At 73.5% G+C, this 24,758-nt stretch carries 23 protein-coding genes and 2 pseudogenes; 6 read left to right on the top strand and 19 right to left on the bottom strand.

What is annotated here, in order from left to right:
• Positions 1-19 precede the first annotated feature (19 nt).
• The 10 genes and pseudogenes from ACFY7H_RS02840 to ACFY7H_RS02795 all read right to left on the bottom strand — a co-directional run bounded on the left by ACFY7H_RS02840 (position 20) and on the right by ACFY7H_RS02795 (position 11,288).
• Positions 20-1,426: an ABC transporter ATP-binding protein gene (locus ACFY7H_RS02840; RefSeq protein ID WP_388932075.1), complete on the bottom strand. Its 1,407-nt coding sequence runs from the start codon at positions 1,424-1,426 to the stop codon at positions 20-22.
• Positions 1,423-2,238: an ABC transporter permease gene (locus tag ACFY7H_RS02835; RefSeq protein WP_388932072.1), complete on the bottom strand. Its 816-nt coding sequence runs from the start codon at positions 2,236-2,238 to the stop codon at positions 1,423-1,425. Before ACFY7H_RS02835 ends, ACFY7H_RS02840 begins: the two co-directional genes overlap by 4 nt.
• Entirely contained in the window at positions 2,235-3,191 is a 957-nt protein-coding gene (locus ACFY7H_RS02830) for an ABC transporter permease (protein WP_388932283.1), read from the bottom strand. Before ACFY7H_RS02830 ends, ACFY7H_RS02835 begins: the two co-directional genes overlap by 4 nt.
• On the bottom strand, positions 3,179-4,747 hold the full coding sequence (locus ACFY7H_RS02825) for an ABC transporter substrate-binding protein (RefSeq protein ID WP_388932069.1): 1,569 nt from the start codon (positions 4,745-4,747) through the stop codon (positions 3,179-3,181). The genes ACFY7H_RS02830 and ACFY7H_RS02825 overlap by 13 nt, the downstream gene beginning before the upstream one ends.
• Positions 4,744-5,574, bottom strand: coding sequence for a class I SAM-dependent DNA methyltransferase (locus ACFY7H_RS02820; RefSeq protein ID WP_388932280.1), 831 nt, complete (start codon positions 5,572-5,574; stop codon positions 4,744-4,746). Before ACFY7H_RS02820 ends, ACFY7H_RS02825 begins: the two co-directional genes overlap by 4 nt.
• Positions 5,575-5,700: 126 nt before the next feature.
• Positions 5,701-6,942 (bottom strand): annotated as a pseudogene (locus tag ACFY7H_RS02815) (MFS transporter); the annotation flags it as partial.
• Positions 6,939-8,003, bottom strand: coding sequence for a dipeptide epimerase (locus ACFY7H_RS02810; RefSeq protein WP_388932066.1), 1,065 nt, complete (start codon positions 8,001-8,003; stop codon positions 6,939-6,941). The pseudogene ACFY7H_RS02815 and the gene ACFY7H_RS02810, both read right to left, overlap by 4 nt.
• On the bottom strand, positions 8,000-9,127 hold the full coding sequence (locus ACFY7H_RS02805) for a PLP-dependent cysteine synthase family protein (RefSeq protein WP_388932063.1): 1,128 nt from the start codon (positions 9,125-9,127) through the stop codon (positions 8,000-8,002). Before ACFY7H_RS02805 ends, ACFY7H_RS02810 begins: the two co-directional genes overlap by 4 nt.
• Entirely contained in the window at positions 9,124-9,924 is an 801-nt protein-coding gene (locus ACFY7H_RS02800; protein WP_388932277.1) for a Rossmann-like domain-containing protein, read from the bottom strand. The genes ACFY7H_RS02805 and ACFY7H_RS02800 overlap by 4 nt, the downstream gene beginning before the upstream one ends.
• Before the next feature lie 89 nt (positions 9,925-10,013).
• Positions 10,014-11,288 (bottom strand): ATP-grasp domain-containing protein, encoded by a 1,275-nt coding sequence (locus ACFY7H_RS02795; RefSeq protein WP_388932060.1) that lies wholly within the window; start codon positions 11,286-11,288, stop codon positions 10,014-10,016.
• A 122-nt stretch (positions 11,289-11,410) separates the two neighbouring features.
• Here ACFY7H_RS02795 and ACFY7H_RS02790 point away from each other — a divergent pair.
• Positions 11,411-12,039 (top strand): annotated as a pseudogene (locus ACFY7H_RS02790) (GNAT family N-acetyltransferase).
• On the opposite strand, the gene rpsR reads toward ACFY7H_RS02790, so the two are convergent.
• From rpsR to ACFY7H_RS02775, 3 genes are all read right to left on the bottom strand, one after another.
• The gene (gene rpsR / locus ACFY7H_RS02785; protein WP_388932057.1) at positions 12,024-12,260 is read right to left on the bottom strand and encodes a 30S ribosomal protein S18; all 237 of its coding nucleotides are present in this window, start codon (positions 12,258-12,260) and stop codon (positions 12,024-12,026) included. The pseudogene ACFY7H_RS02790 and the gene rpsR overlap by 16 nt on opposite strands.
• Before the next feature lie 66 nt (positions 12,261-12,326).
• On the bottom strand, positions 12,327-13,478 hold the full coding sequence (locus ACFY7H_RS02780) for a CobW family GTP-binding protein (RefSeq protein WP_388932054.1): 1,152 nt from the start codon (positions 13,476-13,478) through the stop codon (positions 12,327-12,329).
• Positions 13,478-13,723, bottom strand: coding sequence for a type B 50S ribosomal protein L31 (locus ACFY7H_RS02775; RefSeq protein WP_384532069.1), 246 nt, complete (start codon positions 13,721-13,723; stop codon positions 13,478-13,480). The genes ACFY7H_RS02780 and ACFY7H_RS02775 overlap by 1 nt, the downstream gene beginning before the upstream one ends.
• 218 nt (positions 13,724-13,941) lie before the next feature.
• Here ACFY7H_RS02775 and rpmB point away from each other — a divergent pair, with 218 nt between their 5' ends.
• From rpmB to ACFY7H_RS02755, 4 genes are all read left to right on the top strand, one after another.
• Positions 13,942-14,178, top strand: a complete 237-nt coding sequence (rpmB, locus tag ACFY7H_RS02770; RefSeq protein ID WP_388932049.1) for a 50S ribosomal protein L28 — start codon at positions 13,942-13,944, stop codon at positions 14,176-14,178.
• Positions 14,178-14,483: a 30S ribosomal protein S14 gene (gene rpsN / locus ACFY7H_RS02765; RefSeq protein WP_388932046.1), complete on the top strand. Its 306-nt coding sequence runs from the start codon at positions 14,178-14,180 to the stop codon at positions 14,481-14,483. Before rpmB ends, rpsN begins: the two co-directional genes overlap by 1 nt.
• A 145-nt stretch (positions 14,484-14,628) precedes the next feature.
• The gene (gene rpmF, locus ACFY7H_RS02760; RefSeq protein WP_388932043.1) at positions 14,629-14,799 is read left to right on the top strand and encodes a 50S ribosomal protein L32; all 171 of its coding nucleotides are present in this window, start codon (positions 14,629-14,631) and stop codon (positions 14,797-14,799) included.
• 4 nt (positions 14,800-14,803) lie between these two features.
• On the top strand, positions 14,804-15,985 hold the full coding sequence (locus ACFY7H_RS02755) for a GTP-binding protein (protein WP_388932041.1): 1,182 nt from the start codon (positions 14,804-14,806) through the stop codon (positions 15,983-15,985).
• A gap of 66 nt (positions 15,986-16,051) precedes the next feature.
• On the opposite strand, the gene araD is transcribed toward ACFY7H_RS02755, so the two are convergent.
• On the bottom strand, positions 16,052-16,789 hold the full coding sequence (gene araD, locus ACFY7H_RS02750) for an L-ribulose-5-phosphate 4-epimerase AraD (RefSeq protein WP_388932038.1): 738 nt from the start codon (positions 16,787-16,789) through the stop codon (positions 16,052-16,054).
• Positions 16,790-17,165: 376 nt separating this feature from the next.
• Between araD and ACFY7H_RS02745 the strand changes: the two genes are divergently transcribed.
• The gene (locus ACFY7H_RS02745; protein WP_388932274.1) at positions 17,166-18,188 is read left to right on the top strand and encodes a LacI family DNA-binding transcriptional regulator; all 1,023 of its coding nucleotides are present in this window, start codon (positions 17,166-17,168) and stop codon (positions 18,186-18,188) included.
• A gap of 248 nt (positions 18,189-18,436) precedes the next feature.
• On the opposite strand, the gene ACFY7H_RS02740 is transcribed toward ACFY7H_RS02745, so the two are convergent.
• The 5 genes from ACFY7H_RS02740 to ACFY7H_RS02720 all read right to left on the bottom strand — a co-directional run bounded on the left by ACFY7H_RS02740 (position 18,437) and on the right by ACFY7H_RS02720 (position 24,435).
• Positions 18,437-19,561, bottom strand: coding sequence for an aldose epimerase family protein (locus ACFY7H_RS02740; protein WP_388932034.1), 1,125 nt, complete (start codon positions 19,559-19,561; stop codon positions 18,437-18,439).
• Between the two features lie 107 nt (positions 19,562-19,668).
• Positions 19,669-20,691, bottom strand: a complete 1,023-nt coding sequence (gene yjfF / locus ACFY7H_RS02735; RefSeq protein ID WP_388932031.1) for a galactofuranose ABC transporter, permease protein YjfF — start codon at positions 20,689-20,691, stop codon at positions 19,669-19,671.
• Complete coding sequence (locus tag ACFY7H_RS02730; protein WP_388932027.1) at positions 20,688-21,788, bottom strand: ABC transporter permease; 1,101 nt, start codon at positions 21,786-21,788, stop codon at positions 20,688-20,690. The genes yjfF and ACFY7H_RS02730 overlap by 4 nt, the downstream gene beginning before the upstream one ends.
• Positions 21,785-23,344 (bottom strand): sugar ABC transporter ATP-binding protein, encoded by a 1,560-nt coding sequence (locus ACFY7H_RS02725; protein WP_388932023.1) that lies wholly within the window; start codon positions 23,342-23,344, stop codon positions 21,785-21,787. The genes ACFY7H_RS02730 and ACFY7H_RS02725 overlap by 4 nt, the downstream gene beginning before the upstream one ends.
• Positions 23,345-23,436: 92 nt before the next feature.
• Positions 23,437-24,435 carry an ABC transporter substrate-binding protein gene (locus ACFY7H_RS02720; RefSeq protein WP_388932021.1) on the bottom strand — a complete coding sequence of 333 codons (999 nt, stop codon included), beginning with the start codon at positions 24,433-24,435 and terminating at the stop codon, positions 23,437-23,439.
• Positions 24,436-24,758: the final 323 nt, after the last annotated feature.

Genomic DNA, 24,758 nt, shown 5'->3' with positions numbered 1-24,758 from the left:
AACGATGCGGGGCCGACGGCTACCGGGAGGGGACCAGCCGGCCGGCGTCGAGGACCGCGGTCCGGTCGGCCAGGGCCTCGGCGGCCGCCCGGTCGTGGGTGATGAACACCAGGCTCAGCCCGTCCCGGTCCCGCAGCCCGGCGAGGTGGGCGAGGATGGCGTCACGGGTCGCCGCGTCGAGTCCCGAGGTGACCTCGTCGCAGACCAGGACCGCGGGCGCGGCCAGCAGGGCCCGGGCCAGGGCCGCCCGTTGGAGTTCGCCGCCGGAGAGCGCGCCCGGGCGGCGCAGCGTCAGGTCCTCGGCCAGCCCCAGCTCCCCCAGGGTGCGCACGGCGGCCCGGCGGGCGGTGTCCCGGTCGGCGCCGCGCAGCCGGACGGCGGTGCGGCCGACCTGGTCGAGGACGGGCCGGTGTTCGTCGAAGGCCGCCTTGGGGTCCTGGAACACGTACTGCACGGCGGCCAGTTCGGCGCGGGTGCGGGCGCGGAGACCGCGCCGCAGGGGGACCCCGTCGAGCAGGACCGCACCGTCGTACGCGGAGTGCAGGCCGGACAGGCAGCGGCCCAGGGTGGTCTTGCCGCTGCCGGACCGGCCGGTCACGGCGAGGCACTCCCCCGGCGCGACCGACAGCGTGACGCCGTGCAGGACGGCGACGGTGCCGTGCGCCGTACGGTGGCGGGCGGTCACCTCCTGTACCGCGATCCTGGCGGCGGCGGGCCGGGGGGCTGCCCGCGGCCCGGGGAGCACGGGCCGCGCGGGGGCGGGCAGCACCTCGTCGGCGGGGCCCCGGTCCACGACCCGGCCGGCCCGCAGGACGACCACGTCGTCCGCGAGTCGCCGTACGACGTCCCCGTCGTGGCTCAGCAGGACCACGGCGATGCCCTGCCGGGCGACACCGGCCAGCGCCTCGACGATGCCCTGCTTGGTGACCGGGTCCTGGCCGGTGGTGGGTTCGTCGGCCACGATCACCTCGGCTCCCAGGAGCAGTGCCTGGGCGATGACGACGCGCTGCTGCTGGCCCCCGGAGAGCTGGTGGGGGTAGCGGCGCAGCACCGTCTCCGGGTCGGGCAGCCGGGCCAGGCGCAGGGCGTGTTCGACGCGGTCCCGGATCTCGCGGCGGGTTCCGCCCCGCAGGGCGGCGATGTCCCGCAGGAGCGCTCCGGCCCGGCGGGCGGGGTTGAGGACGGCGGCGGGGTGCTGGGGCACGTAGCCGACGGAGCCGGGGCCGGGGGTGCTGATCCGGCCGTCGATCCGGGCGCCGGCGGGGAACTCGCCCAGGAGGGCGCGGCCGGTGGTGCTCTTGCCGCTGCCCGAGGGCCCGACCAGGGCGGTGATCCGCCCGGCGCGCGCCGTGAGGCTCACCCCGTCGACCAGCGTGCTGCCGGCCACTTCCACCCGCAGACCCTTCAGTTCGGCTACCGGGTTCATGCTCGGTCTCCCTTCCCGGCGGCCTTCGGCCCGGTGCGCAGTGCGGCGTCGAAGAGCAGGTTGGTGCCCATCGACAGGGCCGCGATGAGCAGCGCGGGCACCACCACGGCCCACGGCTGGAGGAACAGGCCCGTCCGGTTGCGGTCGACCATCACCGCCCAGTCGGCGGCGTCCGGTTCGACGCCGATCCCGAGGAAGGCCGCCGTCGCGACCAGGTACAGGGCCCCGGTCAGCCGGATCCCGGCGTCGGCGGCGAGGGTCCTGCGCATGCTGCGGAGCACATAGCCGAACGCCGTGCGCCACCAGGACTCGCCCTGCATCCGCAGGGCCTCGACGGCGGGCCGGGCGCAGACCTCGGCCGCCGCCGCACGCACCACGCGCGCGGCGTCCGGTACGGCGGCCAGGCCGACGAGGACGGCCAGGCCGGCCGGGCCCGGGGTGAGGGTCGCGGCCACCAGCAGCACCAGCAGGAGCGAGGGGACGGCGATCAGCACGTCGAGGGGCCGCATGAGGATCTCCTCCAGCCAGGGGCGGCCGGTGAGCGCGGCTGTCAGCCCGAGCGGGACGGCCACCAGGTAGGCGAGGACGGTGGCGGCGAGTGCCACGAGGACCACGGAGCGGCCGCCGAGCAGGACCTGCCGCCAGACGTCCCGGCCGGAGAAGTCGGTGCCCAGCCAGTGCCCGGCACCGGACTCGAAGGACACCGAGCGCGGGCCGGCCGGTCCGGCGAACAGCGGTCCGAGGGCCGCCAGCAGCAGGGGCACGGCGATGAGCCCCACCGCGAGGGCGTATCCGGACGCGGGGCGCCTCACGCGATCACCTCCGCGCGGGGGGCGAACCGGCGGGCGACGAGGTCGGCCCCCAGGTTGGCCAGGACGGTGACCACGCCGAAGACGACGGCCATGCCCTGGACGACGGGCACGTCCCGGGCGGCGACGGCGTCGATGAGCACGGTCCCCAGGCCCGGGATCACGAAGAGGGCCTCCACGACGATCACCCCGCTGAGCAGCCAGTCGCAAGTACGGGCCAGCTGCTGGGCGGCCGGGGCGAGGGCGTTGGGCAGGGCGTGCGTCCAGCGGACCCGGGCGCCGCCGACGCCGTAGCGCAGGGCCTGGGCGACGTACGGCGAGGCCATCGCGTCGATCATCCCGGCGCGGACCAGGCGGCTGATGGTGCAGACGGGCCGGGCGACGAGCACCAGGACGGGCAGGACCAGCACGGCCGGCTCGGTGAGCGGGTCCGCGCCGACGGCCGTGGGCGGCAGCCAGCCCAGCCACAGTCCGAACAGGGTGGCCAGCAGCACGCCGAGGGCGAACTCGGGGACGGAGTGCACGGCCAGGGTGAACGCGCTGAGGGTCCGGTCCAGCGGGCCGCCCTCGCGACGGGCGCACAGCACGCCGAGCCCCGCGGACAGCGGCAGGAGTACGGCGAGGGTGGCGCAGGCGAGGGTCACCGTGGGCCCGAGACCGCCGGTGAGGTAGCCGGCGACGGGCCGGCCGCTGACCAGGGAGGTGCCGAGGTCGCCCCTCAGGAGTCCGCCGGCCCAGTCCAGGAACCGTTCGGCGGCGGACCGGTCCAGCTCCAGGGCCGCTCGGATCCGGGCGATGCGCTCGGGGTCGGGCTGGTCGCCGGCCAGGGCGACCGCCGCGTCACCGGGCAGTGCCTCGGTGAGGACGAAGACGAACAGCACGACGGCCGCCGTCTGCCCCACACCGAGGAGCAGACGGCGGCCGGCCCAGTTCAGGTGCCGGGTCACGCGAGCCAGAGCTTGTCGAAGCGGGCCCAGTCGAGGGTGTTGGCGGGTGCCTTCCCCGAGACGCCGCGCACGGAGGGCGCGGTGGCGACGATCCAGTCGGCGAAGCCCCAGATCAGGAAGCCTCCCTCGTCGTGCAGGCGGCGCTGCATCCGCTCGTACAGGGCGGCCCGCTCCTTCTCGTCGCGGGTGGACTGGGCCTGCTGGTACAGGTCGTCGAAGTCCTTCTGCCGCCACTTGGTCGCGTTGGTGGTGGAGCCGGTGAGCAGCCGCTGCGAGACGTGCGACTCGATGGGCATGGCGCCGGAGCGGTAGGAGGCGAAGGTGCCGCTGTCCAGGATGTCCTTCCAGTAGGTGTCCTTGTTGCCCACCTTGACGTCGACGGTGACCCCGGCCTTGGCGGCCTGTTCCCTGAAGATCCCGGCGGCCTCGACGAAGCCGGTGGCGGCGGGGGCGGTGTCCAGGGTGACCTTGAGGTTCTCGGCGCCCGCCTCCTTCAGCAGGGCGCGTGCCCGGTCGAGGTCCTGGGTGCGCTGCGGCAGGTCGGAGGCGTAGTACCGGTAGCCCTTGCCGAAGAGGTCGTTGCCGGTCTCGCCGGCGCCGGACAGGGCACCGTCGACGAGCTCCTTGCGGTCGGCGATGAGGAAGAACGCCTGGCGGATCCGCTTGTCGTCGAACGGCGGCCGGTCGGTCTTCATGACGAAGCCCTGCATGGAGCTGCCGGGCAGCCGGACGACCTCGATCTTTCCCTTGCCCTCGTGGGTGCGGGCGGTGGCCGGGCTGAGTTCGTGGGCGTACTGGACCTGGCCGCCGAGCAGGGCGCTGGTGCGGGCCGATTCCTCCGTGGCGACGACGAACTCGACCTGGTCGAGGTGGGGTGCGCCCTCCCAGTAGGCGTCGTTGCGCTTGACGACGAGGGACTTGCCGGGGGTGAAGGAGGCGAAGGTGAACGGGCCGGATCCGACGGGCCTGTCGAAGGAGGTGGTGTCCTTGGGGACGATGTGGGCGCCGAACGCGGCGAGGACGTTGGGGAATTCGGCGTAGGGGCGCTTGAGCCTGAACTCGACGGTGTTCGGGTCGAGGGCGCGGCTGGCGGCGAGGTCGATGGGCTCCAGGGAGGCCTTGGCCCGGAAGGTGCCCTTGGGGTCGGCGATCCGCCGGTAGCTGTAGAGGACGTCCTCGGCGGTGACGGGGCGTCCGTCGTGGAAGGACGCCTTGCGCAGGGTGATCTTCCAGGTGTCGAGGGTCTCGTTGGGCTCCCACCGCTCGGCGAGCCGTGGGACCGGCGCGAGGTCGGCGCCGAAGTCGGCGAGCTTGTCGTAGAGGGCCTTGGCCCGGGCGGCGTCGACGAACAGGTTGGCGGCGTGCGGGTCGAGGGTCTCGTTCGCCCCGCCGCCCGCGAACGCGGCGCGCAGCGTGCCGCCCCGCTTGGGGCTGCCGGTCCCGGCGGCGTTCCCCTTGTCGGCGGTCCCGCCGGTGTCGGCGGCGCAGCCGGCGGTGAGGGCGAGGGCGGTGGCGGTGGCGAGGAGGAATCCCCGGCGGGCGAGGCCGGCGCGGTGGTGGGTCACGGTGCTTCTCCGTTGCTGTGCGGCGGGTTGGGGCTGGGGGCGAGCCGGGCGACGAGGTGCAGGCGGTCCGAGGCGACGGTGGTGTGCGGTACGTCGCCTTCGCGCCAGGCCGGTTCGGTCCGGGGGCCGGGGCGGTCGTACAGGTCGAGGACCTCGAAGCCGGCGGTGGTGAGGAAGTACCGGAGTTCCTGGGGGAACAGCAGCCGCCAGGCGGAGTGCTGCTCCTGCCGCGCACTCGACGGGGTGCCGTCGGCAGCGGTCCAGGTGCGGCGGCGGCGCAGGAGTTGGGCGCCGTGGTCGATCCACAGGGTGGTGTGCGAGGTGTGGGTGGTGCCGCGCCACGCGAAGGAGGCGGTGCGCGGCCCGTCGAGGAGTTCCGTGTTGCCGAGGAAGAAGGCTCCGTTGCGCATCTCCGCGATGAGCAGTCCGCCCGGGTCGAGGTGGCGGCGGACGGCGGCGAGGCAGGAGGCGAGTTCTTCGTTGCTGTGGCAGTAGAGCAGGGCGCTGTCCAGGCAGAGGACGGCGTCGAAGGTGCGGCCGAGGTCGAAGTCCCGCATGTCGGCGCGGCGGTAGTCCGGGCCGGGGTGGCTGCGGCCGGCGTGGGCGAGCATGGCCTGCGCGGTGTCGACTCCGGTGACTTGGCGTCCGGCGTGGTGGTGGAGCCAGGCCGCGTCACGGCCGGTGCCGCAGCCGAGGTCCAGGACACGGGTTCCCGCGCCGTGCCGGCGCAGGGTGTCCTCGGCCCAGCGTGCGGCGACGCGGTCGGGGTCGGGGAAGCGCTCTTCGTAGAGCTCGGGGTGGTCGGTGAGGAGGTTTCCGGTGCTCATCTGGTCTCGCTCAGGGGACTGGGGTCGCCGTGCGGGGGCGGCGGGTGCCGCGCCCGGTGGCGGGCCCGGGGTGTCTGCTTCCGGGGGGCGGGGGTGCGCGGGGCGGGGGTCGGGGGCTTCGGCGGCGGCCGGGTCCGCCGCGGGGGCAGGGGGGCGGGGCAGGGCCCCGCGGCGGTGCAACGCGGTGACGGCCGTCGCCGAGGCGAGGCCGAGGGCCGTGCAGCAGGCGTACGGGAGCCAGGCCGGGCCGCCGCGGGTGACGGCGTCCATGGCCCAGCCGACGCCCGCGCCGACGCCCGCGGCGGCCACTCCGGAGACCGCGTAGAACAGGCCGTAGAAGGTGCCGGTGAGCTGCGCGCGGCCGAAGGCGGGGATGAGTTCCATGACGAACGGCTGGGCGGTCATCAATCCGAGGGACAGCAGCAGCGCCCCCGCCAGGACCGGCAGCAGCAGTGCCGGATGGGTCCCCGTGGCCGCCGCCGTCAGCATCGGCGGTACGAAGCCCAGCCCGCCGAGGGCCAGCCCGGCGGCGATCCACCGGCCCCGGCCGCCGCCCCGCGCGGTCAGCCCGCGGGTGATGCGCAGTTGCATCAGGAGGCTGGCGAGGGTCCCGACGACGAAGACGAACCCCACCGATCCCGCCCAGCCGGTGGCCTGCCGCGCGGCGTGCGGCAGCAGCAGGTAGAGCTGGCTCTCCATGCCGTACATGCCGACCATGGCGAGGGAGAAGGCCACGAAGCGGCGGTTGCCGGTGACCTCCCGCCAGTCGCCGAGGACGGAGCCGGCCGGACGCGGCACGCTCCGGGCGGGCAGGACCGCGGCCTGCGCGAGGGTGAGCAGCCCGAACACCCCCGCCGCGGTGAGCGCCGCCACCCGGAAGCCGCCGTACAGCAGCAGGCTCCCCAGCAGCGGCCCGATCAGCGCGCCCGCCGTGGCGAACACGTTGAACAGGGAGAAGGCCTCGGCCTTGCGGTCGCCGGACTCCTGGGCGACGTAGGTCCGCACGGCGGGGTTGAACAGGGCACCGGCCAGCCCGCTCAGCACCGATGCGGCGATCAGCACGGGCAGCGCGTCGCCGAGGGCGAACAGCGCGAAGCCGAGGGTGCGCAGGCCGCAGCCCGCGATGATCACGCCGCGGGCGCCGAGGCGGTCGGCGGCGGATCCCCCGATCAGGAACAGCCCCTGCTGGCTGAGGTTGCGCAGGCCGAGGACGAGGCCGACCACGGCCGCCGACAGTCCGAGGTCGTCTTTGAGGTGGGTCGCGAGGTACGGGATGAGCAGGTAGAAGCCGATGTTGACGCCGAGCTGGTTGACGAGCAGGAGCCGCACGGCCGGCGGGAAGCCGCGCACCGCGGCGAGGGTTCTCATCGTCCCGCGCCCACGGGTATGGCGGCGCGGGGCAGCACGCCCAGGCCGCCGCGCGGGGAGGGGGCCACGGTGCCGCCGGTGCCGCCGATGCCGGACCACGGGTCGTCGGCGAGGAGCAGGTGTCCGTCGAGGTCGACCCAGCGCGCCCGGTCCACCAGGTGTACGGCGGGCGCGATGCCGAGCGAACTGGCGGTGAGGCAGCCGAGCATGAGGTCCGTGCCGCTGCCGTCCAGGGCGGCGTGGATGCGCAGCGCGTTCCGTACGCCCCCGCACTTGGCGAGCTTGACGTTGACCCCGTGGACCCGTCCGGCGAGGGCGGCGGCGTCCTCGTAGGTGACCGCGTCCTCGTCGGCGATCACGGGGATCGGGGAGGCGGTGGCGACCCGGGCCAGGGCATCGGGCTGTCCGGCGGCGACGGGCTGTTCCACGGCCGTGACGCCGAGGGCCGCGAAGCGGGGCAGCAGGGCGTGGGCCTGGTCCTCGGTCCAGGCCCCGTTGGGGTCGAGGAGCAGGTCCGCGTCCGGCGCTCCGGCGCGGACGGCCTCGATCCGGGCCAGGTCCTCGGCGGGGTCGGGTGATCCGGCCTTGACCTTCAGGATGGTGAAGCCGCTCCCGGCGAGCCGGCTCGCCTGGGCGGCGGCGGTGACGGGCGCGACGATGCCGATGGTGCGTGCCGTGACCGCGGACGGCGGCAGGGGACTGCCGAGCAGTTGGTGCGCGGGTTCGCCGGCCCGCTTGCCGACGAGGTCCAGTACGGCCGACTCGACGGCGGCGAGGACCCCCGCGGGCAGTTCCGCGCCCAGGGGGCCCGCGGGTGCGAGTTCCGCCCAGGCGGTCTCGGGGTCCGGCAGGCGCTCCAGCGCCGGGCGCAGGGCGCTCAGGCGGCGCAGGATGCGGTCGGCGGGCAGTCCGAGGTAGACGCTGCTCACGGCCTCCCCCCAGCCGCGCAGCCCGCCGTGTTCCAGGCAGACCCAGACCGCGTCGCGGCGCGCCATCACGGAGCGGGAGATGCGCAGCGGTTCCGCCAGTTCGAGCGAGGCGGTGTGGCAGGTGAGTCTCATACGGCACCTCCGGGGGCCGGAACGCGAGGGGCGCGGGCTTCGCCGCCGGGGACGGTGGCGGGATCGACGACGGTCCGGCAGCGGGTCCAGCCGAGGGCCTCGGCCGCACGCGGGTGCGGGATCTCCAGCGGCCGGGTGGCCGGTGCGGTGGCGGTCAGGCCCTGGGCGCGGCAGAAGTCGTCGTCGTACACGGTGCCGAGGTAGCGGTGCGGCCCGTCGGGGAAGACGGTGGCGACGACGGCGCCGGGCTCGGCCCTGGCGGCCCAGGCGGAGACCAGGGCGACGGCTCCGGTGCTCCAGCCGCCGCTGACGAAGCTGCCGCGCGCGAGCCGGCGGCAGGCGTCGACGGCCTCGGCGGCACCTACCCAGTGCACCTCGTCGAACGCCCCGTGGCGGACGTTGGAGGGGTGGATGCTGCTGCCGAGCCCGCGCATCAGGCGGGGCCTGGCGGGCTGCCCGAAGATCGCGGAACCGACGGAGTCGACGCCGATGACCTTCAGCCGGGGCCAGCGGCCGCGCAGCGGGCCGACCAGCCCGGCGCTGTGCCCGCCGGTGCCCACGCTGCACACCAGGACGTCCAGGTGGTCGAGCTGCGCGATGAACTCGGCAGCCATGGAGCGGTAACCTGCGGGATTGTCGGGGTTGTTGTACTGGTCGGGCCAGTACGCGCCTTCGGTGCGGGCCAGGACCTCGCGCAGCCGGGCGATGCGGGCCGCCTGCCAGCCGCCCTGGGGCGCCGGGCGGTCTACGAGCTCCAGGCGGGCGCCGTAGGTGCGCAGCAACTGGCGCATGGAGGCCTCGAGTTCGGTGTCCCCCACGAGGATGACGGGGTGGCCGAGGGCCTGTCCGGCGAAGGCCAGCCCGATGCCCATGGTGCCGGAGGTCGACTCCACGACCGGGGCTCCCGGGCGCAGTTCGCCGCGCCTGCGGGCGCCGGTGAGCATGGACATCGCCGCGCGGGCCTTCATCCCGCCGGCGCTGAGGCATTCGAGCTTGGCCCAGAATCCGGGGTGGGGGTGGGGCAGGTCGGTGTGGACGCGGGCGACGGGGGTGCGCCCCAGCAGGGGCAGGAGGTCCGGGTTGGCGGCGGACCGGGACCGGTGCACGGGCGGAGCGAGGGTCATGGACGGCCTCCGTAGCGGTGGATGACCCCGGGGCCGCCGTCGAGCCAGAAGAACGGGTACGGCTCGGCGGACACCGCGCTCACCCCGGCTCCGAGGAAGCGGGGCAGGACGGCGCTGCCGGTCTGGGCGAACATCACGAGGGGCTTCCCGGTCGCGGCGCTGTGGTCGAGCAGGGTCTGGAAGGAGCCGTTGCCGAGGGTCATGCCGGAGGCGAGGACGGCGCCGCAGCGTTCCAGGTGTGCGGCCGTGTCGGTGAGGACCGGCTCTCCCCACTCGGTGGTGCCGCCCTTGAGGTCGCACGGCAGGTAGTCCAGGCCCCGCGTGCGCAGTTGTTCCAGGAGCGAGTTGACCACTCCGACCACCAGGACCGGCCGGTCCCCGCCCGGCGGGGAGGGTGCGGCGGGCAGCAGGTCGACGACGGCGCGGGCCCGGGCCCGTGACCGGCTGAGCGAGCTGCCGGCCGGCAGGGGGTACGGGCGGGCGCCGTTGTCCGGCGTGTGCGGGCGGACGTGGGCCAGGTAGGCGTCGAGCGCCGCGATCCGCACCGGCAGGAGCGAGTGGCCGAGGAGGTCGGCGACGGTGGCGCCCACGCAGTCGTCGAGGGCGCCTCGGGGCAGCGTTCCGGGCTCGACCGCGCAGGATCCGACGGCCGCGGCGAGCCGCAGGCTGAGCACCTCGTTGCGGTAGCCGCCGCTGCGCCCTTCGTGCCGGACGGCCTGGACGGTCGTGAAGGCGAGCGAGATCCGCTCGTGGGCGGGGCCGGGGCCGTACGCCCCGGCCAGGACCGCGTCGACCAGCTGGGCGACGGTACGGACGGCGGGGTCGGCCTGCGGGCGGCCACCGGGCGGCACCGCTCCGGTCCGGGGTGCGGGCGGGGAGGACAGGGTCACGCGGGCACCGCCGGGGAGGGCTCGTAACAGGGGTGCAGGCCGGCGAGGAGCCGCTCTGCGGCCGCGCGGGCGCCGCCGCCCTCGGTGTCGGCGGTCATGACGTGGCCGAGGTACTCGTTGTTGCTGGTGGCGGCCCGCACGGTGCGCCCCGGTTCGGCGAGGCTGAGCTCCAGCACCTCGGGCCGGGCACGTACGGCCTGCGCGCCCTCGATGCCCGCGAGGACGCCGTCGGTGCCGGGGAGCAGGAAGGAGATGGCGGCGCTGCGTACGCCGGTGGGGCGCGGCGTCAGGTCGGGCGTGCGCCCCAGGGCGACGTCGACGCATGCGGCGGCGAGGTCGACGCCCGTGACGTGCCGGACGAGTTCGGTGATGCGGTTGCCGGCGGGGCGGGGGTTGACCTCGACCAGCCGGGGTCCGTCGGGCGTCAGTTTGATCTCGGTGTGGCAGACCACCTGGTCCAGGCCCAGGGCCTTGACCGCCGCCAGCGCGGTCCCGGCGGCCTCCGACGCCGTGGCCGCGTCGATGCCCGCCGGGAACATGTGGCCGGTCTCGATGAAGGCGGGCGCCCCTCCGACGCTCTTGTCGGTGATGCCCACGACGTGCGTGGTGCCGCCGGAGGACACGGTCTCGACGCTGACTTCGGGCCCGTGCAGCAGTTCCTCGAGCAGGATGACCGGCGCGCGGTCCTGGCCGCGCGCGTTGACCGGGAACTCGGCGAGGGCCTGGCAGGCGTGCTCCAGTTCGCGCTCGTCGCCGACCGCGCGGACCAGCATGCCCGCACACAGGTCCACCGGTTTGACCACGAGCGGGTACCCGATCTCGCGGGCGGCGGCGGCCGTCTCCCCCACCCCCTCGCAGAGCGCGAACCGGGGCCCGGCCACCCCGGCGCCGGCGAGCACACGGCGCGTCAGGTCCTTGCGGCAGGCCGCCTCGACGGCCTCCGGGGAGGGCCCGGGCAGGCCGAGCCGGCGGGCGGTGTGCGCGACGGCGGGCAGGTAGTAGTCGCACGAGGAGACCACCCCGTCGAAGCCGAGGACGGCGTGCAGGCCCTCCACCCGCTCCAGGAGCGCGGCCGTGTCGTTGGTGTCCGCCGTGATGACGTTGCGGGCCGTGAGCAGCGGATGCGGCCCGTCCCCCGCGGGGTGCGCGCGCAGGTAGTGGTGCAGGTCGCGGGTCACGAAGGTGAACTCGTGCCCGTCCTCTCGGATGGCCCTGGGCAGCAGCCTGCTCATCGACCCCACCCAGCTTTCGATCACCAGCAGATGTCCCACAGGACTTCCTCCCAGACTGCGTCGGCTCTGTGCGACGCAGACGTTATAAGAAATCGTTTTCATTTCCAATAGATGAGTTTTCCGCTAGCCTGCGGCCCCCGGAACACGAGAGGCGGAGTGCGATGAAAGTGCTGACGCGGGATCAGAGGGTCGGCCCGTACACGGTGCGGCAGGCGAAGGCCGAGGACCTGCCCGGCGCCCGGAGCGTCATGCTGGACACCTTCTACCGGGAGTTCGGCTACGGGTACGTGCCGGACTGGCACTCCGACGTCGTCGACCTGGACGGCACCTACCTGCGGCATCCCCGTCACACCCTCGTCGTGGCCGCACGCGACGACGGCGAGGTGGTCGGCACCACCGCACTCCATTCGCGCGGCCCCGCCCATCCGCCGCACCCGCGCGCCCTCGCCGAGCGCTACCCCTCGGGGCGGACCGCGCAGCTGCTGCGCGTGTACGTGCGCCCGACCACCGGCGGCACGGGCTCGCCCGCGCCATGGTGCACACCGCTTGCGCGTTCGCCGCGGCCGTACCCGGCTACGAACGCGTCTACCTGCACACCAACGTGGACATCCCCGGCGCGGAACACTTCTGGCGCAGCATGGCCACCGAGGTCTTCGACGCCCGCACCACCGGGGAACACGGAGGCTTCGGCACCGTCCACTTCGAGATGCCGCTCCCCGCGGCGGGGGCCGCGCCGTCGCCCGCCTTCGCCTCCTCCCCGGCGGGCGCGGCGGTTCAGCGGCCGGCGTAGGGCAGCAGGGCCATCTCCCGTGCGTTCTTGACGGCGGCGGCGAGGGTTCGCTGCTGCTGGGCCGTGACCCGGGTGACGCGCCGGCTGCGGATCTTCCCCCGATCGGAGATGAACTTCCGCAGCAGGTCGGTGTCCTTGTAGTCGATGGAGGTGATCCCGGCCGCGTCGAGCGGGTTGGGGCGGGACTTCAGGGGCTTGCGGGGCTGGGGGGTTCGGGCCATGGCGGTGTCTCCTTGTTCTGGACGTTTCGGCTGCGGCCTCGGGCGGCCGCGGTCAGGGCGTACGGGTCAGGCGGCGTCGAGGAGGGAGTCGAAGGCGGCGGGCAGGCGCTTCCAGCCCTCGCGCCCGGCCTCGTACTCCGCGTCCGTCAGGAGGCAGGAGTCCAGGAGCCGTTCGAGCCCGTCCCGGTCGAGGCCGGGCGAGGTGAACACGAGGTGCTGGCAGCAGTCGCCGTGGTCGGGGTGCCAGTCGAGTGCGGCCGCCGCCCGGCGCACGGGCGGGACCATCTCCCAGGCCGCGTCGGGCAGTGACGCCAGCCACGGCCCGGCGCTCTCCACGCACAGCGCTCCGCCGGCCGCGTCCCAGGCGAGCAGGGTGTCCGGGCGATCGGCGAGCCAGAACCGGCCGCGGCTGCGGGCGGCGGCGCAGCACAGGTCCTCGAGCGCCCGGTAGAGGCGTTCCGGGTGGAAGGGCCTGCGGCGGTGCCAGACGAACGTGGTGACACCGGCCTCGTCGGCGTCCTGGGGCAGGAGCGCACAGGCGGGGTGCTGTGCGGCCGCCGCGGCCTCGACGTCGAAACCGGCGAAGGCGGCCCGCGCGAGATCGGCCGACGCGGCCGGGACGCGGCGGGCGGTGGGGTGCAGTTGTGCGAGCAGGGCGTGGTCCTCGTCATCGGCATCGTCACTGTCGACGACGGCGAGGACGGACGCGTACTCCAGCTGGCGGGCCCAGGTGTCGCCGACGGTCCGCTGGTCGGTGGGGGCCGCGGCGAGTCCGGCCTCGGCGAGGTCGTCGCCGTTGGCGAGGCAGGGCAGGACGAGCGCGGGGTCCACCGCGGTGATCACGCCCGTCACGGCCAGCCGTTCGCCGCCGTGCCCGGCGATGACCTCCGCCATGGCCTTCGGTTCGACCGAGTCCCACAGCTCGACCACGGCGAGCCGGGTCAGGCCGTCGTCCGCCATGCGCTCCAGCTCGGGTACCAGGTCCTCGCGCAGCGCGCAGCAGGCGCAGTCGTTGACCAGGGGCGTCTCCGCCCGGGACAGGACGCCCGAGGCGTCCCGCACCAGGCGGAGCACGGTGCCGTCCGGTGCCGCCGCCAGGTCGTGGTGCAGCGCCACGCTGCCCGGGACGCTCCGCAGCAGGCGTTCGACGACCTCCGTGCGGGCCTCGGCGTGGAGGCCCGCGACGAGTACGACGGGAAGCTGCTGGCCGCGGGCCATCAGCGGGCCCCGTAGCGGCGCTCGAACCGTTCGACGCGGCCGGCGGTGTCGAGCACCCGCGCGGTGCCGGTGTAGAAGGGGTGGCTCGCGGAGGAGATCTCCACGTCCACGACGGGGTAGGTGTGGCCGTCCTCCCAGTCGACGGTCTTGTCGCTGGTCATCGTGGAGCGGGTGAGGAAAGCGGTGCCGGAGGCGGAGTCGCGGAAGACGACGGGCCCGTAGGCGGGGTGGATCCCGGGCTTCATGGCAGGGGGCCTTTCGATGCTGGGGCGGGGGGCGCGGAGTCGGCGCCCTTCGCGGAAGGCGGCGCGGCGGCCGGTTCTCGCGGGTGACGCGGGCGAACGCGCCGTCCGCAAGAGAGCGGAGCCCGGTGACCGGGCGGATCCCGCCGCGTTCGTGCCGCTAGTATATGACAATGGTTTCCATTATCAACAAGGGGACCACCCGGAGAAGGAGCAGAACCATGTCCGCCCACTGCCAGCTGACCGGCGCCAAGCCCGGTTTCGGCAACACCATTTCCCACTCGCACCGGCGCTCCTCGCGCCGCTTCGACCCCAACATCCAGCACAAGCGGTACTGGCTCGCCGGCGAGGGGCGCCACGTCCGCCTGACGCTCAGCGCCAAGGCGATCAAGACCGTGGACGCGATCGGCATCGAGGCCGCCGTGGCCCGGATCCGCGCCCGGGGAGGCAAGATCTGATGGCGAAGAAGAGCAAGATCGCACGGAACGAGAAGCGCAAGGAGACCGTCGAGCGGTACGCCCCCCGGCGCGCCGAGCTCAAGGAGGTCATCCGCCGCACGTCCTCCACCACGGCCGAACGCGAGGCCGCCCTCGCGGAGCTGCGCCGCCAGCCGCGCGACGCCAGTGCCACGCGCGTCCGCAACCGCGACAGCGTGGACGGCCGCCCCCGCGGCCACCTGCGCAAGTTCGGACTCTCCCGCGTGCGGGTCCGGCAGCAGGCCCACGCCGGCTTCCTGCCCGGAGTGACCAAGTCCTCCTGGTAGCGGGCCTCCACGTCCGTACGCGTGCGGCACTCCGACGGGGGCCCGCAGCCCCGGCGGCGCCGCACGCGTACGCGCCTCCCGAATTTGGTAATGGGATCCATTTTCATATAGCGTCCCGGTGTAACCGAGACCGAGGAGCCCCACCATGGCCGTCCCCAAGCGGAAGATGTCCCGCAGCAACACCCGTCACCGCCGCGCCCAGTGGAAGGCGACCACGCCCCAGCTCGTGCCGGTCACCGTCGACGGGATCGTCCACCAGGTCCCGCAACGCTTGGTGAAGGCGTACGAGCGCGGCCTCGTCCACCCCGAAGGCTGACACCGTGGCCCCTTGCGACCGCCTGCCGGTGACGGTCCTGTCCGGCTTCCTCGGCGCCGGGAAGACCACCCTGCTCAACCATGTCCTCGGCAACCGCGAAGGCCTGCGGGTCGCGGTCATCGTCAACGACATGAGCGAGGTGAACATCGACGCCGCGCTCGTGCGCGGCGGCGAGGCGGCACTCTCGCGCACCGAGGAGCGGCTGGTCGAGATGACCAACGGGTGCATCTGCTGCACCCTGCGCGACGACCTGCTCGAGGAAGTCGACCGGCTGGCACGCGAAGGCCGGTTCGACTACCTGCTCATCGAGTCCAGCGGCATCTCCGAGCCCATGCCGGTGGCCGCCACCTTCTCCTTCCCGCGGGACGACGGCGCCACCCTCGGCGACCTCGCCCGCCTCGACACCATGGTCACCGTCGTCGACGCCGCCAACTTCCTCCTGGAACTCGCCGGCGGGGACGAACTCGTGGCGCGCGGTCTCGCCCCGTACGAGGACGACGAGCGGACCGTGAGCGATCTGCTCATGGACCAGGTCGAGTTCGCGGACGTCATCGTCCTCAACAAGCTCGACCTGGTCGGACCGGACGACGCCGCCCGGCTGCGCGCCACCCTCGCCCGGCTCAATCCCGAGGCCCGGCTGGTGCCGGCCGTACGCGGCCACGTGGCGCTCGAACAGGTCCTGGGCACCGGGCTGTTCGACGTGGAGCGGGCCCAGCAGGCCCCGGGGTGGGTCAAGGAGCTCAACGGGGACCACGTCCCGGAGACCGAGGAGTACGGCATCTCCTCGCTGGTGTTCCGCGCGGACGCGGCCTTCCACCCCGGCAGGCTGTGGACGTTCGTCACCAAGGGCCTCGACAGCGGCACCTTCGGCCGGATCCTGCGCTCCAAGGGGTTCTTCTGGCTCGCCAGCCGCCCCCGGGTGACCGGCCTGTGGTCCCAGGCCGGCGCGGTGGCCCGGTTCGAGCCCTCGGGGGCCCGCGGCCCGGACTCCGCCCAGGGCCAGGAGCTGGTCTTCATCGGCACCGGCCTGCGCGCCGACGCGCTCCGGGCGGCACTCGAGGCCTGCCTGCTCAGCCCGGACGAACCGGCCCCGGCCGGGGACGAGTTCCCCGCGTGGGAGACGTACGGCGTCGACGACGCCTGCGAGCACGAACACGCCGCCGCGTCCGGGGCGGCGGCCTTCTGAGACTCCGGGCCGGGTGGTGGTCGCAGCCACGGCACCACCCGGCCCGGCCAGCCCGCCCCGTCCCCTTCAGGCGCGCGGGGCGGGAGGGGTGTTGCCGTAGTAGGCGTCCGGTCCGTGCTTGCGGGTGAAGTGCCGCGCCAGCAGGTGGGCCGGCGGCTCGGAAGTGTGCCCGAGGCGGGACCCCAGGGCCAGGGTGTGCAGCGCCATCTCCGCCACCGCCTCGCAGACGACGGCGTTCTCCAGCGCCGCCTTCGCGGTGGCGCCCCAGGTGAAGGGGCCGTGCCGCGAGACGAGCGCTCCGGGGACCTCGTCGGCCCGGCGGGGATCGCCATCGAGCCGGGCGACGATCACCTGTCCGGTGTTGTACTCGTAGTCCTTCGCGCACTGCTCGGCGGTGAGGTCCGCCGTCACGGGAACGGGCCCGTTGAAGGTGTCGGCGTGCGTCGTGCCGAGCACGGGGATCGGGCGGCGCGCCTGGGCGAAGGCGACGGCGTGCGCCGAGTGCGTGTGGGTGACGCCGCCGATGGAGGGAAAGGCCTGGTAGAGGCACCGGTGGGTCTCGGTGTCGGTGGACGGCCTGAGGTGCCCGTCGACCACCCGCCCGTCCTCCAGTGCCACCACCACCAGGTCCTCCTCGGTGAGGTCGGCGTACGAGACCCCGGACGGCTTGATCACGAAGACACCGGCGTCGCGGTCCACTCCGCTGACGTTTCCCCAGGTGAGGGTGGCGAGTCCGGCTTCCGGGATGCGCAGGTTGGCCGCGAGGACCTCGCGACGGAGGTCCTTGAGGAGGGTCTCGCTCACTACGCTCTCACCGTTCTCTCCGGCATGCGCGCCGGTTCCCGTGCCGGCGTCCGGCGGGTACCGCGGTCGCGCGTGGATGGGCTGGGCGATCGGAGCAAGCGCGCCAGGCGTCGCGGCTGTGACGAGCGCAGCTCCCCCGGTTCAAATTGTGAGCGTTCACATGCCTAAAGCTCAAGAGGAGAGGAGAAGATTCCTGCCCACAGAACCCGCTCATCGCTGCATAATGTGAGCGCCAACATCGATGTCGTGCCGCCATGCTCCCGATCGGTCCGGGACGTGTGCGGGCCGCGGCCGGTTCGGTACCGTGAGGGAAGGCCGCTCGACGAGGAAAGGAAGAGGGTTGACCCAGCTCCCAGACGTCCCGCGAGCGCCCACGATGACGGACGTCGCGCGCGTCGCCGGCGTGTCCCACCAGACCGTTTCCCGGGTGCTCAGCGACCACCCGAACGTCAGCGCCAAGACCCGGGCCGCGGTGACGCGGGTCATCGAGCAGCTGGGGTACCGCCGCAACTCGGCGGCCCGGGCCCTGGCCACGCGCCGGACCCACACGCTGGGCGTCATCGCGGTGAACACCACGCTGCACGGGCCCGCCAGCACCCTGGCGGGAGTCCAGGAGGCGGCCCGGGAGCGGGGTTACCTGACCTCCGCCGTCACGCTGCGGACCGCCACGCGGACGGCCCTCGCCGAAGCCATGCAGCACCTCGCCGGGTGGGGGGTGGAGGGGATCGTCGCCGTCACTCCCCAGCGGGACGCGGTGAGGGCCCTGGCGGCACTGGAGGCACCGTGTCCGGTGGTCACCGTGGAGGGCGGCCACACACTGGACCTGCCGGGGGTGTCACTGGACCAGAACCTCGGCGCCCGCCTGATCACGGAACATCTCCTCGCCTCGGGCCACGCCACCGTGTGGCACGTCGCGGGCCCGCCCGACTGGCTGGAGAGCGAGGCCCGTACGCAGGGGTGGGAGGACGCGCTGCGCGAGGCCGGCGCCGAGGTGCCGCCCCTGCTGCGCGGCGACTGGAGCCCGCTGTCGGGGTACCAGGCCGGCCAGCAGCTCGCGGGCCGGGTGCGGGCGTCACGGGGGCGGGGGCCGGGTCTCACCGCGGTGTTCGTCGCCAACGACCAGATGGCCCTCGGAGTCCTGCGGGCGTTGCGGGAAGCGGGCCTGCGCACGCCGGAGGACGTGGCGGTCGCCGGCTTCGACGACATCCCGGAGGCGGAGTTCTTCCCGCCCCCGCTGACGACGATCCGACAGGACTTCGCCTCCCTCGGCCGCGACAGCATCGGGCTGCTCCTGGACCACATCGAGGGCCGGACGGACGAGCCGACGCACCTGGTCGTGGCGCCCGAGCTCATCGTGCGCGCCAGTACGGCCCGCAGGATCCCTCCCGCCGGGGAATGACCTCCACCGCCACCGCCCGGGGGACCGCTCCCCCGCGGGCGGTGGGACGGGCGGCCCCCGCGCCAGGCCCTGTCGTCAAAGGAGCGCCGGTCAGGTCCGCGGCGTCCGGTGCCGTGTATCGCAAGGCGGAGGGGCGCCCGAGTACCGGACGTACTGGGGTGCCCCGACAACGCGGCGAGGTGCGGTGCCGGGGGCCGCGGGCCAGGCGGGACTTTGACGGCAGGGCCCGGGCGCGTACGGCCCCACCGTCAGGCGGCGACGGTGGTGAAGGCGTGGACCGTGGTGGACCGGTACGGCCGGCCCGGGCGCAGCAGGACCGTCGGGTAGTCGGGGCGGTTCGGGGAGTCGGGGAAGTGCTGCGTTTCCAGCGCGACGCCCGCGTAGGCGCGGTACGGCCTGCCCCCCTTGCCCGTGATGTCACCGGTCAGGCCCTGGGCGGTGTAGACCTGGATGCCCGGTTCCGTGGTGCGCACTTCCATGCGCCGGCCGGATGCGGGCGCGTACAGCACGGCGGCCCTCCGGGGGCGGGCCCGCCGGGCGCCGTCGAGGACCCAGTTGTGGTCGAAGCCGCCGCCGGCGAGGGCCAGTTGCGGATCCGTACGGGTCAGGGCGTCGGAGAGCCGCCGGGGGCGGCGGAGGTCGAACGGGGTGCCGCTGACCGGGCGGTGCGGGCCGTCGGGGATCAGCTCGGCGTCCACGGGGGTGTAGAGGGGGGCGTCCACCTGGAGGTGGTGGGAGAGGACGTTGCCGCGCCCCTCTCCTTCGAGGTTCCAGTAGGCGTGGTTGGTGAGGTTGACGATCGTCGGCGCGTCGGCGACCGCCCGGTAGGACACGGTCAGGCTGTCCTGGCGGTCCAGCGCGTAGGTCACGCGGACGTCCAGGGCTCCGGGAAACCCCTGGTCGCCGTCGGGGCTGTGCAGGAACAGCCGGACACCTGTGCAGTGCGCGGAGTGGAAGGGTTCGCACCGCCACACGCGCTGGTCGAACCCGTCGGGACCGCCGTGCAGGGTGTGCCCGTTCTCCTGGGTGGCGAGCCGGTGGGTGACCCCGTCGACGACGAGCCGGCCGCCCGCGATGCGGTTGGCGTAACGGCCCACCGTCGCACCGAAGTAGCGTGCGGAGCCCTCGAAGGCGGCGGGGTCGAGGGCGGCGAGCACCACATCGGCCGGGTGGCCCCAGCGGTCCGGCACGGTGAGGGAATGGAGGCGGGCGCCGCGCGTGTGGACCTCCGCGCGGGCCCGGCCGGGGAAGCCGAACCGCCATCTCTCCCCCGTTCCCTCACCGTCCGTGCGCGGGGGGCGGCCCGTCCGCGGACCGGGGGCGGTCCGCGGGGTCCCGGTGGTGCGGCCGGCGGGTTCGGATGCGTTGGTCACGGCGGTGTTCCCTGGGAGTCGGTCCGTCGGAGGGGCCGCGCGGCGGGCCGGGGTCGCGGCACCCGAACGCGTCGGCACGGGACGTACGGGCGGAAGGGGGCGGGGGATCAGTCGGCGGCGGGGCGGCGCCCGCTCATCAGCCGTTGCAGCACGATGAACACGAGCAGCAGGGCACCGATGACGATCCGGGTCCACCAGGAGCTGAGCGTGCCCTGGAAGTTGACGACCGTCTGGATCATGCCGAGGACGAGCACGCCGAGGGCGGTGCCCAGGACGAAGCCGGAGCCTCCGGTCAGCAGCGTGCCGCCGATCACGGTGGCGGCGATCGCGTCGAGTTCCATGCCCATGGCGTGGAGGGCGTAGCCGGAGAGCATGTAGAAGGTCAGCAGCAGGCCGCCGAGGGCCGAGCACAAGCCGCTGACGGCGTATACGGCGATCTTGGTGGAGCCCACCGGAAGACCCATCAGGCGCGCGGAGGACTCGTTGCCGCCCAGCGCGTACACGTTGCGGCCGAAGCGGGTGTGGTGCAGTACGACGAAGGCGGTCGCCAGCACGGCCAGGGCGATGACGACCGGGATGGAGACGAAGAGTCCTCCCGGGCCGTACAGCCGGGTCTGCGCGATGGCCGCCGTGGCGGGGTCGCTGATCGTGATCGATTCGGTGCTGATGGTGTAGCAGAGGCCGCGGGCGAGGAACATGCCGGCCAGGGTCACGATGAACGGCTGGATCTCGAAGGTGTGGATGATCCAGCCCATGAGCGTCCCGCTCGCGGCGCCGACCAGCAGGACCGGGGGAATGACGGTGGCCAGGGGCCAGCCGTGCGACTCGACCAGCCATGCGGTGAGCATGGTCGACAGGGCCACCATGGAGCCGACGGACAGATCGATGCCGCCGGTGAGGATGACGAAGGTCGCCCCGACCGCGACGACCAGGAGGAATCCGTTGTCGATCAGCAGGTTCAGTACGACTTGTGCGGAGAGGAAGCCCTCGTAGCGCACCGATCCGATGCTGAACATGCCCGCCAGCAGGACGGCCGTGACGATCAGCGGGATACGGGTGCGGGTGCGCGGGGACACCGTCGCGAAGGGGCGGGTCAGCTGCGCGGCGGCGGCCGCGATGCCGGTACTCATGCGCGTACCTCCTGCTGCTGCGGGGCGGCGCCCGCCGTGGTGTGCGATCGGGGGGTGCGCGTCCCGCGGCGGCGCAGGGCCTTGGCCCGGAAGACGGGGGACTGCACGAGACAGACGACGATGACGACGAAGGCCTTGAAGACGAGGGTGGTCTCGGGCGGGACGCCGAGGGTGTAGACGGTGGTGGACAGGGTCTGGATGATCAGGGCGCCCAGGACGGTGCCGCCGAGTGAGAAGCGTCCTCCGGTCAGGGCGGTGCCGCCGACGACGACGGCGAGGATCGCGTCGAGTTCGATCCACAGGCCGGCGTTGTTGCCGTCGGCACTGGAGACGTTGGAACTGATCATCAGTCCGGCGACGGCGGCGCACAGCGCGCTGAAGACGTAGACCAGGGCGAGCAGGCCGCCGGCGCGGATGCCGACCAGGCGGCTGGCGGCGGGGTTGCCGCCCACGGACTCGATCAGCATGCCGAGGGCGGTGCGCCGGGTGACGAAGGCGGTGAGCGCGACGAGGGCCGCGGCCAGGAGGACGGCGAAGGGGAGGGTCAGCCAGTAGCCGCCTCCGATCATCTTGTACGGGCCGCTGCTCACCGTGATGATCTGGCCGTCGGTGATCAGCTGGGCGACGCCGCGGCCCGCGACCATGAGGATGAGGGTGGCCACGATGGGCTGCACCCCCAGCCCGGACACCAGGAAGCCGTTGGCGAGGCCCAGCACGAGGGCGACGCCGAGGGCGAGGGCGACGGCCGTGAGCATGGTGGCGACGCTGCCGGGACGCGCGGCGGTGGAGATGTGCGCGCAGGCCACGGCCGCGGCGATGGCGACGGTGGACCCGACCGAGAGGTCGATGCCGCGGGTGGCGATGACGAGGGTCATCCCGAGTGCCACCAGGGTGAGGGGCGCGCCGAACTGGAGGATGTCGACGAGGCTGCCGTAGAGGTGGCCGTCGCGTACGCGGACGGAGAAGAAGTCGTGGTGGAAGGCGAGGTTGCCGAGGAGCAGGGCGAGGAGGACGAGCGTCGGCCACAGCAGGCGGTGGCCGGCCAGTCGTCTCCGGATCGCGCCGGCCGCCCCGGACGTGCCGGGCTGGGGGGTCATGAGTCCGCTCCGGTGGCGATGGTCGTGAGGATGCGCTCGGGTGTGACGGTGTCGTCGTTCCTGAGGGTGGCCACCATGCGGTGGTCGCGGAGCACGGCGATGCGGTGGCTCAGGCGCAGGACCTCTTCCAGTTCCGCCGAGATGAACAGCACGGCGGTGCCCTCGCCCGCCAGGCGGGCCACGAGCTTCTGGATCTCCGCCTTGGCCCCGATGTCGATGCCCCGGGTGGGTTCGTCGAGGATCAGGAGCCGGGGGTCGGTCAGCAGCCACCGCGCGAGGAGGACCTTCTGCTGGTTGCCTCCGCTGAGGTGGCGTACCTGCGCCTCCGGGTCGGCGGGGCGGATGTCCAGGGCCGTGATCCAGTTCCGCGCCAGTTCGTCCTGTGTGGCACGGGCCAGCGGCCTGGTCCAGCCGCGGGCCGCCTGCAGGGCGAGGACGATGTTCTCGCGGACCGTGAGCTCGCCCACCAGCCCCTCGGACTTGCGGTTCTCGGAGCAGAAGGCGATGCCCCGGACGATGGCGTGGCGGGGCGTGCGCAGGAGCACCTTCTCGCCCTCGATGCTCACGTCCCCGGCGTCCGCGCTGTCCGCGCCGAACAGGAGACGGGCCACCTCGGTGCGGCCCGAGCCCAGGAGGCCGGCCAGACCGATGACCTCACCGGCATGGATGTCGAGGTCGTACGGTTCGATCGAGCCCGTGCGGCTCAGCCGGCGCGCCCGGAGGAAGGGTTCGCCGGCCGCCCGTTCGGCCGCCGTCTCGTGGGCGCGGTCGGACAGCCGGTCGAGGGTGGCCAGTTCGCCGCCGATCATGCGTTGCACCAGTGTCACCGGGGTGAGTTCACCGATGGGGTACTCGCCTTCCAGGCGGCCGTTGCGCAGGATGGTGACGCGGTCGCAGAGGTCGAAGACCTGGTCGAGGAAGTGCGTGACGAACAGGATGGCCACACCGCGGTCGCGCAGGCGCCGTACCAGGGTGAAGAGCTGGGCGACCTCCTCCCGGTCCAGGCTGGAGGTGGGTTCGTCCAGGACGAGCACCTTCGCCGAGACGTCCACCGCCCGGACGATGGCGACCAGTTGCTGCACCGCCAGGGAGTGCGAACCGAGCAGACCGGTGACGTCGAGGTCGAGGTCCAGTTCCGTCAGCAGTTCCGCCGCCCGCCGGCGCATCGCGGACCAGTGGACGAGGCCGAACCGGCGCGGTTCGCGCCCGATGAGGATGTTCTCGGCGACCGAGATGTTCGGGCAGAGGTTGACCTCCTGGTAGACGGTGCTGATGCCGGCCTGCTGCGCCTGGAGGGGGTCCCCGAACGTGTGGGGCCGGCCGTCGACGAGGACGGTGCCGCCGTCGGCGGGGTGGACCCCGGTGAGCACCTTGATCAACGTGGACTTGCCGGCGCCGTTCTCGCCCATCAGGGCGTGCACCTCACCGGGGAAGAGCCGCAGGGCGACTCCGTCGAGGGCGAGCACCCCCGGGAACTGCTTGCGAATGCCCTGGGCTTCCAGGACCGGCGGCGGGCCGCCGGGGTCCGCGGGCCGCGGGGTGGACGGGGATGCCATCCGCCCTCCTCTCGTGGGTGGGGTGGTGGAGCGGGCTCCGGGGAGTGGAGGAGACACCGGGTCCGGCCTCCTCCGTCACCGGTCGTGCCGCGTCAGTACTTCCGGGACGGCAGCGCGGCCGCGGCCTTGTCCTGCGGGAAGACGCCTTCCTCGGTCTCGACGCGGGGCGGCACCTCCTCGCCCGCCGCGACCTTCTTGGCGAGCTCCATCAGCTGGTCGCCGAGCAGCGGGTTGCACTCCACCACGACGTTGATCTTGCCCTCGGTCATCGCGACGAAGGCGTCCTTGATGCCGTCGACCGAGATCACCTTGATGTCCGTCCCGGGCTTCTTGCCGGACTCCTCGATCGCCTGGATGGCGCCGAGGGCCATGTCGTCGTTGTGGGCGTAGAGGACGTCGATGTCCTTCTCGGACTTCAGGAACGCCTGCATGACCTCCTTGCCCTTGGCACGGGTGAAGTCGCCCGACTGCGAGGCGACGATCTTGAACTTGCCGTCGGCGCGGATGACGTCGGCGAAGCCGGCCTTGCGGTCGTTGGCGGGTGCGGAGCCCGTGGTGCCCTGGAGCTCGACGATGTTGACCGGGCCCTGCTCGTTCGCGTACGCGCCGGTCAGCCACTCCCCCGCGGACTTGCCCTCCTTGACGAAGTCCGAGCCCAGGAAGGTCTTGTAGAGGGTGGTGTCCTTGGTGTCCACGGCGCGGTCGGTGAGGATGACCGGGATGCCCGCGTCCTTGGCCTCCTTCAGCACGGTGTCCCAGCCGGACTCCACGACCGGCGAGAAGGCGATGACGTCGACCTTCTGCTGGATGAAGTTGCGGATCGCCTTGATCTGGTTCTCCTGCTTCTGCTGGGCGTCGGAGAACTTGAGGTCGATCCCGGCCTTCTTCGCCGCCTCCTGGACCGACTTGGTGTTGGCGGTGCGCCAGCCGCTCTCGGCTCCGACCTGGGCGAAGCCGAGCGTGATGGCGCCGCCGGAGCCCTTCTTGGCCCCCGGGGCGGAGGCGGAGCCGGGGTTCTCGGTGGAGCAGGCGGTCAACGCCGAGGAGGCGAGGAGGGCGGCGGCGAGGGCGAGGGCTGTTCTGCGAGCCATGTCGGGGGTCCTTTCGGGGTGCACGGAGGAGGCGGCGGCACACGACGGCCGGAATGGCCGGGGTGGGGTGGGGAGGGGAGGGGATCGGCAGGAGAGGGGGTCACCTGGGAAGGGGGCGCCGTCGCATTGTGAGCGCTAACAAGTCACGTTCTCAAGCCCCTTGCGTGCGTTACCTGTCCGTGACCATCCCGGCTCGGCCACAGGACGGGCTCCGGCTTTCCGCGATACCGTCCGACCCGCTGCCCTGGGCATGCCGCAACCCGCAGCACCGCCGGGCAGATCGACTCGCCCGTCCGGCGCGCGCGCAGGCCGCCACACCGACG

Origin of the sequence: Streptomyces sp. NPDC012794 (assembly GCF_042901085.1) — a bacterium.
Taxonomy (GTDB): Bacteria; Actinomycetota; Actinomycetes; order Streptomycetales; family Streptomycetaceae; genus Streptomyces.
Note: the sequence above shows the minus strand (reverse complement) of the source record. Positions and strands in the feature narration are given on the sequence as shown.

Coding starts and splice junctions, on each gene's coding strand:
- ACFY7H_RS02730 (WP_388932027.1), bottom strand. CDS start 21,788: ATGACCCCCCAGCCCGGCACGTCCGGGGCGGCCGGCGCGATCCGGAGA.
- yjfF (WP_388932031.1), bottom strand. CDS start 20,691: ATGAGTACCGGCATCGCGGCCGCCGCCGCGCAGCTGACCCGCCCCTTC.
- ACFY7H_RS02720 (WP_388932021.1), bottom strand. CDS start 24,435: ATGGCTCGCAGAACAGCCCTCGCCCTCGCCGCCGCCCTCCTCGCCTCC.
- ACFY7H_RS02725 (WP_388932023.1), bottom strand. CDS start 23,344: ATGGCATCCCCGTCCACCCCGCGGCCCGCGGACCCCGGCGGCCCGCCG.
- ACFY7H_RS02780 (WP_388932054.1), bottom strand. CDS start 13,478: ATGGCCCGCGGCCAGCAGCTTCCCGTCGTACTCGTCGCGGGCCTCCAC.
- ACFY7H_RS02775 (WP_384532069.1), bottom strand. CDS start 13,723: ATGAAGCCCGGGATCCACCCCGCCTACGGGCCCGTCGTCTTCCGCGAC.
- ACFY7H_RS02840 (WP_388932075.1), bottom strand. CDS start 1,426: ATGAACCCGGTAGCCGAACTGAAGGGTCTGCGGGTGGAAGTGGCCGGC.
- rpmB (WP_388932049.1), top strand. CDS start 13,942: ATGTCCGCCCACTGCCAGCTGACCGGCGCCAAGCCCGGTTTCGGCAAC.
- rpsR (WP_388932057.1), bottom strand. CDS start 12,260: ATGGCCCGAACCCCCCAGCCCCGCAAGCCCCTGAAGTCCCGCCCCAAC.
- ACFY7H_RS02810 (WP_388932066.1), bottom strand. CDS start 8,003: ATGAGACTCACCTGCCACACCGCCTCGCTCGAACTGGCGGAACCGCTG.
- ACFY7H_RS02805 (WP_388932063.1), bottom strand. CDS start 9,127: ATGACCCTCGCTCCGCCCGTGCACCGGTCCCGGTCCGCCGCCAACCCG.
- ACFY7H_RS02820 (WP_388932280.1), bottom strand. CDS start 5,574: ATGAGCACCGGAAACCTCCTCACCGACCACCCCGAGCTCTACGAAGAG.
- rpmF (WP_388932043.1), top strand. CDS start 14,629: ATGGCCGTCCCCAAGCGGAAGATGTCCCGCAGCAACACCCGTCACCGC.
- ACFY7H_RS02745 (WP_388932274.1), top strand. CDS start 17,166: ATGACGGACGTCGCGCGCGTCGCCGGCGTGTCCCACCAGACCGTTTCC.
- rpsN (WP_388932046.1), top strand. CDS start 14,178: ATGGCGAAGAAGAGCAAGATCGCACGGAACGAGAAGCGCAAGGAGACC.